12 protein-coding genes are annotated in these 14,246 nt (G+C 72.3%); 7 read left to right on the top strand and 5 right to left on the bottom strand.

Translation table 11 applies throughout. The annotated features are described in order from the left end of the window. The first annotated feature begins 322 nt into the window (after positions 1-322). Positions 323-985 (top strand): RNA polymerase sigma factor, encoded by a 663-nt coding sequence (locus ACZ7D7_RS02750; RefSeq protein WP_470821779.1) that lies wholly within the window; start codon positions 323-325, stop codon positions 983-985. Next, positions 985-2,058 (top strand): extensin, encoded by a 1,074-nt coding sequence (locus ACZ7D7_RS02745; protein ID WP_470821777.1) that lies wholly within the window; start codon positions 985-987, stop codon positions 2,056-2,058. Before ACZ7D7_RS02750 ends, ACZ7D7_RS02745 begins: the two co-directional genes overlap by 1 nt. A 291-nt stretch (positions 2,059-2,349) precedes the next feature. On the opposite strand, the gene ACZ7D7_RS02740 is transcribed toward ACZ7D7_RS02745, so the two are convergent. Next, positions 2,350-3,198: a L,D-transpeptidase family protein gene (locus ACZ7D7_RS02740; RefSeq protein WP_470821776.1), complete on the bottom strand. Its 849-nt coding sequence runs from the start codon at positions 3,196-3,198 to the stop codon at positions 2,350-2,352. Positions 3,199-3,474: 276 nt separating this feature from the next. On the opposite strand from ACZ7D7_RS02740, the gene ACZ7D7_RS02735 reads away from it, so the two are divergent. Then, entirely contained in the window at positions 3,475-5,055 is a 1,581-nt protein-coding gene (locus ACZ7D7_RS02735) for an acyl-CoA mutase large subunit family protein (protein WP_470821774.1), read from the top strand. A gap of 67 nt (positions 5,056-5,122) precedes the next feature. After that, entirely contained in the window at positions 5,123-5,773 is a 651-nt protein-coding gene (leuE, locus tag ACZ7D7_RS02730) for a leucine efflux protein LeuE (protein ID WP_470821773.1), read from the top strand. Positions 5,774-5,806: 33 nt separating this feature from the next. Here leuE and ACZ7D7_RS02725 read toward each other — a convergent pair whose 3' ends face one another. The 4 genes from ACZ7D7_RS02725 to ACZ7D7_RS02710 all read right to left on the bottom strand — a co-directional run bounded on the left by ACZ7D7_RS02725 (position 5,807) and on the right by ACZ7D7_RS02710 (position 10,427). Beyond that, positions 5,807-6,739, bottom strand: coding sequence for a class I SAM-dependent methyltransferase (locus tag ACZ7D7_RS02725; protein ID WP_470821771.1), 933 nt, complete (start codon positions 6,737-6,739; stop codon positions 5,807-5,809). A gap of 63 nt (positions 6,740-6,802) precedes the next feature. Next, positions 6,803-7,924, bottom strand: coding sequence for an acyltransferase family protein (locus ACZ7D7_RS02720; protein ID WP_470821770.1), 1,122 nt, complete (start codon positions 7,922-7,924; stop codon positions 6,803-6,805). A gap of 191 nt (positions 7,925-8,115) precedes the next feature. Continuing rightward, complete coding sequence (locus ACZ7D7_RS02715) at positions 8,116-9,450, bottom strand: polysialyltransferase family glycosyltransferase (RefSeq protein WP_470821768.1); 1,335 nt, start codon at positions 9,448-9,450, stop codon at positions 8,116-8,118. Continuing rightward, positions 9,447-10,427: a glycosyltransferase family 2 protein gene (locus ACZ7D7_RS02710; protein WP_470821766.1), complete on the bottom strand. Its 981-nt coding sequence runs from the start codon at positions 10,425-10,427 to the stop codon at positions 9,447-9,449. The genes ACZ7D7_RS02715 and ACZ7D7_RS02710 overlap by 4 nt, the downstream gene beginning before the upstream one ends. A 198-nt stretch (positions 10,428-10,625) precedes the next feature. On the opposite strand from ACZ7D7_RS02710, the gene ACZ7D7_RS02705 reads away from it, so the two are divergent. The 3 genes from ACZ7D7_RS02705 to ACZ7D7_RS02695 are packed head-to-tail and all read left to right on the top strand — an operon-like array spanning position 10,626 to position 14,243. Further along, the gene (locus tag ACZ7D7_RS02705) at positions 10,626-11,957 is read left to right on the top strand and encodes a DUF6716 putative glycosyltransferase (RefSeq protein ID WP_470821764.1); all 1,332 of its coding nucleotides are present in this window, start codon (positions 10,626-10,628) and stop codon (positions 11,955-11,957) included. Positions 11,958-12,013: 56 nt separating this feature from the next. Then, the gene (locus ACZ7D7_RS02700) at positions 12,014-13,291 is read left to right on the top strand and encodes a cytidylyltransferase domain-containing protein (protein ID WP_470821762.1); all 1,278 of its coding nucleotides are present in this window, start codon (positions 12,014-12,016) and stop codon (positions 13,289-13,291) included. Between the two features lie 13 nt (positions 13,292-13,304). Continuing rightward, positions 13,305-14,243, top strand: a complete 939-nt coding sequence (locus ACZ7D7_RS02695; RefSeq protein ID WP_470821760.1) for an N-acetylneuraminate synthase family protein — start codon at positions 13,305-13,307, stop codon at positions 14,241-14,243. Positions 14,244-14,246: the final 3 nt, after the last annotated feature.

Below are 14,246 nucleotides of genomic sequence, written 5' to 3'. Positions count from 1 at the left end.
TGAAGCCAAGGCAACGGCCGGGGCCGCCACCCCCCACAGGAGAGGCCCCGGCCGTCGCGCGGCACGGGCCGCGCGGCGGCCCGTACTCTCTACAGCGCCGCGGGTGCGTTTTCTGTCACACCCCCTGCGTCACGAGTTGGTTGCGTCTTGTACCAACATGGACGGGGAGCGGTGTCACGCCGTAACGTGCCGAGCGCGCCGGTGCGGACGCGGACCGACCACCGCGACCACCTGCGGACTTCAACCGCAAGCAGGGATCGAAGAACCACGACGGCGAGAATCCGGTCTGCGAGAGCGCCGGCTCAGGCGCAAGAGGGGCGCGGTGCTGGGGGACGACGCGGAGCTGACGGCCGCGGTGCACGCGGCACAGTCCGGGGACGAGACCGCGTTCCGGACTGTGTACCGCGCCGTGCACCCGCGTCTGCTCGGATACGTACGGACGCTCGTCGGCGACCCGGACGCCGAGGACGTCACCTCCGAGGCCTGGCTCCAGATCGCCCGCGACCTGGAGAGGTTCAGCGGCGACGTCGACCGGTTCCGCGGCTGGGCCGCCCGCATCGCCCGCAACCGCGCCCTGGACCACATACGGATGCGCGGCCGCCGCCCCGCCGTGGGCGGCGACGAGACGGAACTGGCCGGGTGGGCCGCCGAGTCCGACACCGCGGTCGAGGCCATGGAGGCGCTGGCCACCGACAGCGCGTTCTCCCTCATCTCCCAGCTGCCCCAGGACCAGGCCGAGGCGGTCGTGCTGCGGGTGGTCGTGGGCCTGGACGCCAAGTCCGCCGCCGAGACGCTCGGCAAGCGGCCCGGCGCCGTGCGCACCGCGGCGCACCGCGGTCTGAAGCGCCTCGCCGAGCTGCTCGGCGGCGATCCGGAATCGGCCGCTGGGCTCGACGCGCTGCCGCCCCAGAGACAACCGCGCGGCCGTCCCGTGACGTCCGCAGGTGTGACGGATACGGGCGCGCGGACGCAGAAGGACATGTGATGGCCGACGAGCAGTACAGGTGGCTGGACCGCGAAACGGCGGAGCGTTTGCTGAGCGGAGAGCCCCTCGATGCTGTCGACGCCGCCGCCCGCGAGCGGGTCGAGCAGCTTGCCGAAACCCTGGGCGCCCTGTCCGCGCCGCCCCCGCTGACCAGCGAGGAACTCCCCGGTGAGGCCGCCGCGTTGGCGGCCTTCCGCAAGGTGCACGCCGAGCGCGGCGCCGTGTCCGCGCCCGTGCCCGGGCACGGCGCGGGTGCCGCCGCACGGATCGGAGTGGTCCGCCTCGGCCGCCGCGGCGGACAGGAGCGCCGCCGCTGGGGCAGGCCCGCGCGCCTCGGACTGGCCGCCGCGCTGGCCGTCGGCACGGTCGGCGGCGTCGCTGTCGCGGCGGGCACCGGAGCGCTTCCCTCGCCGTTCCGCGTGGACGAACCGGAACCCGCGACCTCGGTGTCGGTCGCCGAGACCGAGCAGCCGCTGGTGTCCCCCTCGCCGGACGGCTCCGCGCACGGCGAGACCACCCCCGGCGCATCCCCGGACGACGCCGCGCCCGGCGCCACGGGCGGCGGCGGCCGGGACGAGGCGGGCGGCGGAGGTCAGGGCACCGGCCGCGACGCCACGCCCGGCGAGCAGGAGCGGGACACCGCCGCCGCTGCCGAGCAGGTCGAGCGCATCGCCTCCGCCTGCCGCGACATACGGGACGGCAAGGACATCGGCGTCGACCGCAAGCGCGTCCTGGAGGGCGCGGCGGGCAGCGCCACACGCGTGTGGAAGTACTGCGAGGGCGTCCTGGCCGAGGCGGGCGGCGGCGCCGGGGAGCGCGAGGACCGGGACACCGGCGACGGCGCCTCCGAGCCGGACGGCGGCAAGGGCCGCGACGAGCGGGGCGGATCCGGCGAGCAGGGCCGCAAGGGCGCCGTCGAGGACGGCCTCGGCACGACTCCCGGCGACGGCCGCCGCTCCGACGGCGCCGCCCTGCCGGCCACGTCCGACACGCCGACCGTCTCCAGCACGCCCACGACGGTGACCGCACCCGCCGAACCGGCGGACACCACCACGCTCGACACCGGCCTCTGACCGGCCGGGCTCCACCGCCTTCTCCCCGGCGCCCGTCGTACCCGTCGCACCCCGCGCCTCTTCCGCCTCCCTGGCGCCCCTATGACCTGCGATTTCGCGGGTCATAGATTTTTCTGCGCCAAGGGTGTGACACTTTCGGCCGCCCGCGCGCAGTACTGAGTGAGCCGACTGGTCATCGGCCGTCGCACAGAGCCGGGGTTCCCCCCGTACCCACGGCTCGTGCACCTTGCGCGGGCGGGACACGTTCCCCCGGTCCCGCCCGCGCCTCACTCTCACCGGTGCACGACACCCTCACCAGTGCACGACGACCTTGTCGCCGTTCCTCACCTGCGCGTACAGCGCCGCGATCGCCCGCTCGTCCCGCACGTTGACGCAGCCGTGCGAGGCACCCGCGTAGCCGCGCGCGGCGAAGTCGGCCGAGAAGTGCACGGCCTGACCCCCGCTGAAGAACATCGCGTACGGCATCGGCGAGTCGTAGAGCGTCGACCAGTGCTCGCGGGACTTCCAGTACACCCGGAACACCCCCTCGCGGGTCGGCGTGCCCCGCGACCCGAAGCGGACCTCCGTCGTGGACAGGGTCCGCCCGTCGACCATCCAGCGCAGCGTCCGGCTCGTCTTGCTGACGCACAGCACCCGGCCGGTCAGACAGCGCGGGTCCGGCGCGTCCGGCGGCTGCCCGCCCATCAGGTACAGCTCCCACTTCCCCGGCTCGTGCGTCATCCCGAGCAGCCGCTGCCAGGTGACCCGGTCCATCGCACCGGTGCGGGGCAGCCCGCGCTTGCCCTGGAAGCCCCTGACGGCCCGCTCGGTGAGGTCGTCGTACGTCCCCGTCGGCCCGTCGTGCAGCCACTCCACCTGGCGCAGCCGCGCCTGGAGTTCGCGGACGTCCGGGCCGCTGGCGCCGCGCGACCACAGCACCGGGGCCGCCGGCCGCCGCGCCGGTCTGCCGTCGTCCTGGTCGCCGTCCCGGTCGGCGCCGGAGGCGGAACCGCGCGCGGACGGGGTGCCGTCCGGCAGCTCGACGCGGATCGGGGCGCCCGGTTCGCCCTGCCCCTGGGCCGGCTCCACCTTGCAGCCGCTCAGCGCGCCCGCGCCGCCCACCGCGGCCAGCGCCACGAGCGTCACGACGCCCCTGCCCATGCCCCTGATCCGCACCTTGGCCCCCCACCTCTCCCCGGTGTGCCGGGCGTGACCCGGCGTCACTGAGTTGTTCCCCGGACGCGGCGGCCGCGAACAACGCGGGGCGGGCCGCGCGACATCGGTGTGACCGGTGCCGCAAGATGGCTGTGAGCAAGGTCCCAGCGGGTGCCCCTCCACGGGGTGCACGCCCGCCGCTACAGTCCGTCGAAGGGTCGCCGTACCGGCAAGTAACCGGCGGGTAACCCGAAACATCGCTCAGCGGGAGGCATCAACACCATGGCGCGCGAGTCGGAGTCCGGACTGCCCATCGAGCCGGTCTACGGACCGGAGTCCCTTGAGGGCTGGGACCCCGCGGAGAAGCTGGGCGAGCCCGGCCAGTACCCCTTCACGCGCGGTGTGTACCCGTCGATGTACACGGGCCGGCCCTGGACGATGCGCCAGTACGCCGGCTTCGGCACCGCTGCGGAGTCGAACGCCCGTTACAAGCAGCTCATCGCCAACGGCACGATGGGCCTGTCGGTGGCGTTCGACCTGCCGACGCAGATGGGCCACGACTCCGACGCGCCGATCGCCTCGGGCGAGGTCGGCAAGGTCGGTGTCGCGATCGACTCGATCGACGACATGCGGGTGCTGTTCGGCGGGATCCCGCTGGACAAGGTCTCCACGTCGATGACGATCAACGCCCCCGCCGCGGTACTGCTGCTGCTGTACCAACTCGTCGCCGAGGAGCAGGGCGTCAGCGCCGACAAGCTGACGGGGACCATCCAGAACGACGTGCTCAAGGAGTACATCGCCCGGGGCACGTACATCTTCCCGCCGAAACCCTCGCTGCGGCTGATCGCGGACATCTTCAAGTACTGCCGGGCCGAGATCCCGAAGTGGAACACCATCTCGATCTCCGGCTACCACATGGCCGAGGCGGGCGCGTCGCCCGCGCAGGAGATCGCGTTCACGCTGGCCGACGGCATCGAGTACGTCCGTACCGCCGTCGCGGCCGGCATGGACGTCGACGACTTCGCCCCGCGGCTGTCGTTCTTCTTCGTCGCGCGGACGACGATCCTGGAGGAGGTCGCCAAGTTCCGTGCCGCCCGCCGGATCTGGGCGCGGGTGATGCGCGAGGAGTTCGGCGCGAAGAACCCCAAGTCGCTGATGCTGCGCTTCCACACGCAGACGGCAGGGGTGGCACTGACGGCCCAGCAGCCGGAGGTGAACCTGGTGCGTGTGGCGGTGCAGGGCCTGGCCGCGGTGCTGGGCGGCACGCAGTCCCTGCACACCAACTCCTTCGACGAGGCCATCGCCCTGCCCACCGACAAGTCGGCCCGCCTCGCGCTGCGCACGCAGCAGGTGCTGGCCTACGAGACGGACGTGACGGCGACGGTGGACCCGTTCGCCGGCTCCTACGTCGTGGAGAAGATGACCGACGACGTCGAGGCGGCGGCGCTGGAGCTGATGGAGAAGGTCGAGGAGCTGGGCGGCGCGGTCAACGCGATCGAGCACGGCTTCCAGAAGGGCGAGATCGAGCGCAGCGCCTACCGGATCGCGCAGGAGACCGACGCGGGCGAGCGCGTGGTCGTCGGCGTCAACCGCTTCCAGCTCGACGAGGAGGAACCGTACGAGCCGCTCCGCGTCGACCCGGCCATCGAGGCGCAGCAGGCGGAGCGGCTGGCGAAGCTCCGCGCCGAACGCGACCAGCAGGCCGTCGATGCCGCCCTGGTCGCCCTGAAGAAGGCCGCCGAGGGCGAGGACAACGTCCTCTACCCCATGAAGGACGCCCTGCGCGCCCGCGCCACCGTCGGCGAAGTCTGCAACGCCCTGCGGGAGGTCTGGGGGACGTACGTGCCCTCCGACGCGTTCTGACCAGCGCTTTCGCGGAGTTGTCCACAGGCGGTCCGGAGTGTCGTACTCGCGTGCGACACTCCTGTCCATGTTCGGTGTCATCGATCTCCCCACCTACCTGGCAGGTCTGATCCTCATCGTCCTGCTGCCGGGTCCCAACTCGCTGTACGTGCTGTCCGTCGCCGCCCGGCGCGGGGTGCGTGCGGGCTACACCGCCGCGGCCGGCGTCTGGTGCGGCGACACGGTGCTGATGACGCTGTCGGCGGCCGGCGTCGCGTCCCTGCTCCAGGCCAACGCCCTGCTGTTCGGGATAGTGAAGTGGGCCGGCGCCGGATACCTCACCTGGCTCGCGATAGGCCTGCTGCGGGCCGCCGCGGACATGTGGCGGACGCGGCGGGAACCCTCCGGGGCCGACGGGGCCCGACCCGCCGCCCCCGACGAGCGGCCGTTCCGCCGCGCCCTGGTCATCAGCGTCTTCAACCCGAAGGCGATCCTGTTCTTCGTCGCCTTCTTCGTCCAGTTCGTCGACCCGGGCTACGCCTATCCCGCCCTGTCCTTCGTCGTCCTCGGCACCCTCGCCCAGCTCGCCAGCTTCCTCTACCTCACCGCGCTGATATTCGGCGGCACGAAGCTGGCCGCCGCCTTCCGCCGCCGCAGGCGCCTGACGGCCGCGGCGACGTCGGCGGCGGGAGCGCTGTTCCTCGGGTTCGCCGTGAAGCTGTCGCTGGCCAGCGCGTAGGGCTGTGGGGAAGAGGCCACGCGGCCGGCCGTGTCAGGCGCGGCGGGCGCGAGCCCGCCGCAGGGCGCGCACCAGCAGCGGGGGCAGCAGGTCCAACGCGAGCTTGCGGGCCCGCGAGCGCGGCCGGCGGGGTGCCGGGGCCGGGGCGCGCGAGGCGGAGGCCGCGGGGGCCGACGGGGTGACGGGCGTCGCCGGTTCGGGCGCCACATAGTGCTTCGAGCGCGGGAACGGCGGGGGCTGCACGCCCCGGGACCGCGCCCGCACCAGCCGGTGCCCCGCCGCGTGCTGGACGCTCAGGCCGCAGTCGTCCCGTCCGCGCAGCATCGCCAGCAACTCCTCCTGGACCGGTTCGGGGTCGCCCCAGGTGCCGTACAGCTTCTGGGTGCTCAGGCAGATGGGCTTCAGGCCCCGGTTGAGCACGGCCTCCCAGACGGCGACCGCGACGCCCGGCGTGTGCTCGGAGCGGAAGTCGTCGAGGACCACGATGCCGTCCGGCCGCAGGATGTCGCGGGCCGCGCCGATGTCGCCGTGGACGTGCTCGTACAGGTGCGAGGCGTCGATGTGGACGAAGCGGCAGGTGCCGGGCTCGACCTCGCCGGAGATCACGGAGCTGGGCGCCTGGAGCACCCTCGGCAGCTCGTCGTGGAAGGACAGGTAGTTCCGCTCGAAGGCCTGCCGGGTGAGGGAGGCGTACGACTTCGAGGTCTCCGCCTGGTTGGCCCCGTCCGGGGCGTCGCTCTCGAAGAGGTCGCAGACGGTGAACCGCTCGTCGGCGCGCCGGTGGGCGCCGAGCAGGATCGCGCTCTTGCCCATGTACGCGCCGAGCTCCAGCAGGTCACCGCGGACGCCGCCGGCCTCCTGGCGGTCGAGGAACCAGGTGAACAGCATCTGGTCGAGGGGAGGGAACCAGCCAGGTACGTCGTTCAGCTCGCCCGGCAGCGTCTGGGTTGCTTGTGCGTTGGCCATGGAGTGAGCCTGCTCACTGTGGCGCGCGCGAACTGACCCCGGGCTGAACGTCACGTGAACAGCTCAACGAGCCTTGGCCAAAGCCGTGCGCAGACGGGGCGTGAGCGGTTCCTCGACGAACCGGTTGAGCAGCCGGGCCAGCACCAGCATGACCACCACGGTCAGCACGAAGGTCACCGCTGACGGCAGCCCGAGACCGATGTGCAGGGCGTGGATCACCACCCAGCCGAGGTGCTCGTGGACCAGGTAGAACGGGTAGGTGAGCGCGCCCGCCACGGTCAGCCAGCGCCAGTTCGCCCAGGCCAGCCGGCCCAGCGCGATCGCCGCGACCGCCACGAAGCCGAACGTCACGACGGCGGCGATCCCGAGCGAGGAGCGGTAGGAGAACCCGCCGGCGTCCGGGGCGTGCCACAGGCTCTCGACCGCGTAGTGCTGCCCGATCAGCCAGCTCACGCCCACGATGCCCCAGGCGTAGGCGTCCCGCCGGTCGCGGTGCACGAGGTACAGGCCGATGCCGCCGATGAAGAACGGCGCGTACTCCGGCATCAACACCAGGTCGAGCAGCGGCTCGTTCGCGGCCTCCGCGATCACCGCCGCCAGGGTCCAGCCCGCGCAGAACATGATCACGCGCCGCCTGGTCGCGCCCGGCAGCACGACGCACAGCGCGAACAGCGCGTAGAACCGCACCTCCGCCCACAGCGTCCAGCACACCCCGAGCACCCGGTCCACGCCCAGCGGCTGCTGAAGCATCGTCAGGTTCACCAGCGCGTCGCTCGGCGACACCGCCTGGTAGGCGACGACCGGCAGCGCGAACACCGCCGTCACCAGGATCACCGCCACCCAGTAGGCGGGCAGCAGCCGGGACGCGCGGGAGGCGAAGAACGACTTCAGGGGCCGCCCCCAGCCGCTCATGCAGATCACGAAACCGCTGATCACGAAGAACACCTGCACGCCGAGACAGCCGTAGGCGAAGAACTCGTGCAGCGTCGGGAACTGCCGCGCGGGCGAGCTGCCCCAGGCCTCGGTGACCTCGCCGTCCCGGCCGCCGTAGTGGTACGCCGCCACCATCAGCGCGGCCAGGAGGCGCAGTCCGTCCAGGGCGCGCAGCCGGTCGTGGCGGGGCGGCCGGGTCCGCGCCGGCCCGACGGGGACTTCGACGGCGGGGCGGACGGCAGTGCTGGTCAAGGAAATTCCCTTCACGTGGGTGCGCCAGCACATTAGTCCGAATCGCGGAAACGAATTCGCCGGCGGACCGACGATTCGCCTTGTAGTACCGACGAGTTCACTTGGAGGTCGCTTTCGCTGCCCGGATGTTCCCGAAATCCCCCCGCAGTGCGGGAGGAAAGCGGGGGAAAAGGGGCCGGTTCCGAGGTGTTTCAGCGCCGCACGGCACGCTTCAGACTGCGCGCCTTGCGCACCGCCCGCCGCACGGCGGCGTTGCGCGGCAGGAACGCCAGCTGCTTCGGCACACCGCCCGGCAGCCCCAGCGAAGTGAGCCGCTTCTTCTTGAAGTACCGCCACAGGTGCGCGTTCAGGTTCCGCGCCAGATACGCCTCGGCCTCGGCGCGCAGCTCCGGCAGGATCTTCGGCTGCATCGCGAAGCCGACGGTCCGCACCAGCGCGGCCAGCGCCTCGGTGTCCATGTCGCCGCGCTGCTCCGTCACCGCGCTCCTGTCGGTCAGCTCCGGCAGGAGCGCGTCCACCACCGTGACCGGCACGCGGTTGCTGTTCTCGTACGGCGTCAGCCGCTCCAGCAGCGTCTCCGTGCCGACCCGGGCGACCGGCAGGCCGTACAGCGCGGACGCCGTGAGCAGGCCCGTGGAGAAGCAGCCGACGACCAGCGCCGGGCGCATCCGCTGGTACAGCACCTCGGCGAGCACCGGCGTGTCCAGCACCGTGAGGTCGGCGCCCAGCTTCCCGGCCTCCTCCTCCAGCCTGCGCGTGAAGCGGGCCGGGGCCGAGGGGTGCGGCTTGAACACCACGCGCGGGTGGCCCAGTTCGACGGCGCCCTTCAGCATCCGTACGTGCAGGCCCTCCTCCTCGTCGGCGGAGAGGATGTTCAGCGCGGACAGGTACTGCCCGAGCAGCAGCGCCGGCTCGTCGACGTCCGGCAGGCCGGCGCCGGTGTCCACCAGCTCGGTGAGCACCTTGGTGAACGCGGCCGTCGGCACGACCTCCGGCTCCACCTCGAACTCGGTGAGCAGCAGCGGCTTCAGGCCCGGCACCAGGTCGAGGTGCAGCAGCCGCTCCACGCGCGTGCCGACGAGCGGGTCCAGCTTGTTGCGGGTCGGGCCGTAGCTCATCAGGCCGTCGGCGTAGACCGTCAGCGGCGCGTCCGGGAACATCTGCGCCACCCCGAGCGCGGGCTGCACCTGGATCGACTCCACGGCCAGCGCCACGTCGTCGTCCCCGAGCCCCCACGCCAGCCGCAGGTAACGCTCCCAGACGGGCGCGTCCTCGACGCGCGGCGACCAGCCGCCCGGGTGGAACGGGAAGATCGCCTCGTTCCACGACACGACGTCGTCGAACCGCGTCCGCAGCTGCTCGAAGCCGGGCATCACGTCCACGGCGGGCGCGGTCTCCGGGTTCGCCGCGTTGTTGGAGACCAGCAGGATCCGCCGGTCGGCGGCGTCGAAGCAGCCGGCGTCCAGGGCGGCGGCCAGCGTGGCCGTGCCGTACAGCGTCGACGCCATGAAGATCTGCGTGGTCACGCCGCCACCTCCGCGGCCGGCATCGGACGGCGGCGCAGCCGGCGCAGCCGCGTGGCGCGCTCGGTGTCCATCGAGTCGAGCACCTCGTCGAGCGCGTCCTGCGGCATGCGGCGCAGCGCGGCGGTACTCATCGCCTTCAGTTTCCGGGCCACGGTCGGCTCGAACCTTTCGATGGATCCAAGATGGTGGGAAATGATGGCGCAATAGGTGCGTACGGCCTTCGGAAGCAGCTTGTCCGCCTCCGGGTCCTCGGCGGTCTCGGCGACCACCTGGTCGAACGCGCGGATGAAGTCGAGCTGCCGGGCGTCCCCGATCTGCGTCAGCGACGAGGCCACCCCGCGCCGGTAGAAGACGCCGAGCAGCCCGGTGACCGCGAAGGACTCCGCCTCCCGGTGCAACTTCCAGATCCACGGCCGGTCCTCGGCCGTGCGCAGCCCGTCGGTGAAGTGCAGCAGCCCGCGGTCGAGCAGCCGGCGGTGGTAGACGCCCGCCCACGCGTACGCGTAGTCGACGGACGTGGAGCGGTGGGCGGGCAGGATCGCGTCGCGCGGGTTCTGCACCACGCCCCGCCTGCCGTGCGGCACACGGTGCACGGAACGGGCCCGCGCGGTGCACTGCACGTGGTCGGTGCGCACGAAGTCGCAGCCCAGTTCCTCGATGACGTCGACGAGTCTGGCGAAGTAGCCCGGCGCCAGCCAGTCGTCGCCGTCCAGGAAGGTGACGTATTCGCCGCGCGCCCGGTCGATGCCGGTGTTGCGGGCGGTCGCCAGACCACCGTTCTGCTCGTGTCCGACCAGCACCGCGCCCGGCAGCTCACGCTCCGCGCGCGCGAGAATGTCGGGGGTCCCGTCGGTCGAGCAGTCGTCGACGAGGATGAATTCGAAGTCGTCACGCGCGTTCGCGCGCAGGCTTCTCAGGGTGTCGGGGGCGTATTGCTGCACGTTGTAGAACGGCACGATGACGGAGAGCTTGAGCACGCGATCGACGTTAGGCGGCGGCCCGTCATTCGTCTTTACCCGCACCTTGATTCGCGGTGAACGACGCGTGGCGAAGCAGTGAAGCGGACGCATTTCCGGGCCGCCTGCGAGCGGATTCGCCATTCGGCGATGTGCTGTTAACCGTTTGTTGTATTCCGGTTGGGCGGTTCCTCGGAATGGCTTCCTAGCGTCTGCGACGTGCCAGCAAGTACAACGAAGGCCTCGAAGGCCCCGAGGGTCGCCGTCCTCGCCGATTCCGACACCCGGTGGAAATGGGGTGCGCTCACCGCGCACCGTATCGCTCCGGGACGGGACGGCGGTGAGGACGCCGTGCTCGACGGGTACCTGCTGCGCGGACGCGCCACCCCGACACCCCGTCAGCTCCAGGAGGTCGGCGTCCGCGCCGACTCCCTGCGCGAGGTGACCGCCGTCGAGTTCCTGCGCACCATGGCCGACGAGTCCTACGACGTCCTCGTCCTCGCCCTCGTCGGCGGCGGCGTGCAGGCCATGCTGCACGGCCTCAAGCGCGTCTGGGAGGACCGCACCGCACGTCCCGCCGTCGTCACCGGCTACGTCGGCGTCGTCTACGAGAAGCTCGCCGACGGCCTGCTGCTGCGGCACGGCGCGGACCTCGTCCTCGCCAACTCCCGCCAGGACGCGGAGCGTTTCCGCGCCGTGTACGAGGGAGTCGGCGCCGACGCCTCCGGCGTGACCGAGGTCGCCCTGCCGTTCCTCGGCGGCGCTCCCTACGAGGGCGAGCACGACCCCTTCACGGTCGTCTTCGCCGCGCAGCCCTCCGTCCCGGAGAGCCGCAAGGACCGCACCTACCTGCTGGAGCGCCTCGTCGCCCACGCCCGCCGGCACCCCGAGCGCGAGGTGCTGCTCAAGCTCCGCTCCCGGCCCGGCGAACACACCACGCACATCGAGGAACTGCCCTACCAGAAGCTGGCGCAGAAGCTGGACCTGCCGGACAACTTCCGCCTGGTGTACGGGCACATGGGCGAGGTGCTCGACCGGACCGACCTGCTGGTCACCGTCAGCTCCACGGCCGCCCTCGAATCCCTGCACCGCCGCATCCCGACCGTCGTCCTCACCGACCTCGGCATCCGCGAGAGCCTCGGCAACCACCACTTCGTCGGCTCCGGCTGCCTCGCCTCCTGGGACCAGCTCGACGAGGGCCACCGCCCCGCGCCCGACGAGGAGTGGGTGGCCCGGCAGGGCGTGGCCGCCGACGGCTCGTACGCGAACGCCTTCGACGCCGCCCGCGAGCGCATCGCCAAGCTGCTCGACCGGCCCGGCGGACTGCCCCCGCTGACCCCGTACTACACGCCCGGCACCGCGCCCGGCTATCTGCCCGGCATCCTCGCCCGCCACCACCTCGGCCCCGACGGCACCCCGCTGCCGGGCGCGCCCGCCGCCGACAAGGAGCCGGGCCCGGTCCGGCAGATCGTGCGCCGCGCCGCCCGCGGGGCCTACCGGCACGGGGTGCAGCGCGTCGCTCCCGTGATCCGGCGGATGGGGGAGCTGTGAGCCGCCCCGACCCCCGCCCCCGCGAAGCCTCCCCAGGAGCCCAAGGAGTACAGCCCATGTCCAACCCGGAAGCGGGACACGGCGCTTCGGTGCGCCGCGTGCTCGCGGTGATCCCCGCGCGCGGCGGCTCCAAGGGCGTGCCCGCGAAGAACCTCGCCCCCGTCGGCGGCGTGCCCCTGGTGTCCCGCGCCGTGCGCGAGTGCCTGGCCTCCCGGCTCGTCACGGACGTCGTGGTCTCCACCGACGACCAGGCCATCGCCGCCGCCGCCCGGGAGGCCGGCGCCGAGGTGGTGCTGCGGCCCGCCGCCATCGCCGGGGACACCGCCACCTCCGAGGCAGCCGTCCTGCACGCCATGGACGCCCACGAGGCGCTGCACGGCTCCGCCGTCGACGCGGTCCTCCTCGTGCAGTGCACCAGCCCGTTCATCGTCCGCGAGGACGTGGACGGCGTCGCCGCGGCCGTCGTCGAGAACGGCGCGGACACGGCGGTGACCGTGGCGCCCTTCCACGGCTTCATCTGGCGCGACACCGACGACGCCGCCGTCACCGCGGGCAGCGTCGCCGAGGCCGACGCCGAGACCGGCGGCGGCTACGGCGTCAACCACGACAAGGCGTACCGGCCGCGCCGCCAGGACCGCCCCCAGGACCTGCTGGAGACCGGCGCCGCCTACGCCATGGACGCGGCCGGCTTCCGCAAGCACCAGCACCGCTTCTTCGGCCGCACCGAACTGGTGCGCACCGACCCGGCGCGGGTCCTGGAGATCGACGACCCGCACGACCTCGCCCGGGCCCGCGCGCTGGCGCCGCTCTTCGACGCCACGCGGCCCGGCGCCCTCCCGACCGCCGACGACATCGACGCGGTCGTACTGGACTTCGACGGCACCCAGACGGACGACCGGGTGCTGATCGACGCCGATGGACGGGAGTTCGTCTCCGTGCACCGCGGAGACGGACTCGGCATCGCCGCCCTGCGCAAGAGCGGGCTGAAGATGCTCATCCTCTCCACGGAGCAGAACCCGGTCGTCGCCGCCCGGGCCCGGAAGCTGCAGATCCCGGTCCTGCACGGCATCGACCGCAAGGACCTCGCACTGAAGCAGTGGTGCGAGGAGCAGGGCATCGCGCCGGAGCGCGTGCTCTACGTCGGCAACGACGTCAACGACCTCCCGTGCTTCGCCCTCGTCGGCTGGCCCGTGGCGGTCGGAAGTGCCCACGACGTCGTGCGCGGCGCCGCACGCGCGGTCACCACCGTCCCCGGTGGCGACGGCGCGATCCGAGAGATCGCCGGCTGGATTCTCGGACCCTCGCTCGACTCTCTCGATTCCCTCACCAAGTAAGGAACTCCCTGACATGAGCACCAACTCCCGTCTGCGCACCTTCGGTTCGCGTGAGGTCGGCCCCGGCCGCCCCGTCTACATCTGCGGCGAGATCGGCATCAACCACAACGGCGACCTCGAGAACGCCTTCAAGCTGATCGACGCGGCCGCCGAGGCCGGCTGCGACGCGGTCAAGTTCCAGAAGCGCACCCCGGAGATCTGCACCCCGCGCGACCAGTGGGACATCGAGCGCGACACCCCCTGGGGCCGGATGACCTACATCGACTACCGCCACCGCGTGGAGTTCGGCGAGGACGAGTACCGCCAGATCGACGAGTACTGCAAGTCCAAGAACATCGACTGGTTCGCCTCCCCGTGGGACACCGAGGCCGTCGCCTTCCTGGAGAAGTTCGACCTCCCGGCCCACAAGGTCGCCTCCGCCTCGCTCACCGACGACGAGCTGCTGCGCGCCCTGCGCGCCACCGGCCGCACGGTCATCCTCTCCACCGGCATGTCGACGCCGAAGCAGATCCGCCACGCCGTCGAGGTCCTGGGCTCGGAGAACATCCTCATGTGCCACGCCACCTCGACCTACCCGTCGGTGGCCGAGGAGCTGAACCTCCGCGTGATCAACACGCTGGAGAAGGAGTACCCGAACGTCCCGATCGGCTACTCCGGCCACGAGACCGGCCTGCAGACCACGCTCGCCGCCGTCGCCCTCGGCGCCGTCTTCGTCGAGCGCCACATCACCCTGGACCGCGCCATGTGGGGCTCCGACCAGGCCGCCTCCGTCGAGCCGCAGGGCCTGCAGCGCCTGGTGCGCGACATCCGCACCATCGAGGCCTCCCTCGGCGACGGCGTCAAGAAGGTCTACGAGTCCGAGCTCGGCCCGATGAAGAAGCTGCGCCGCGTCGCCGGTGTCGTCGCCGAGGCGGAGATCGCCGACGCCGCGGGCGAGCCGGTCGGCGTCTGAGCC

The organism is Streptomyces sp. NPDC037054, from assembly GCF_055606745.1.
This window is presented reverse-complemented; position numbering and strand designations above follow the sequence as displayed.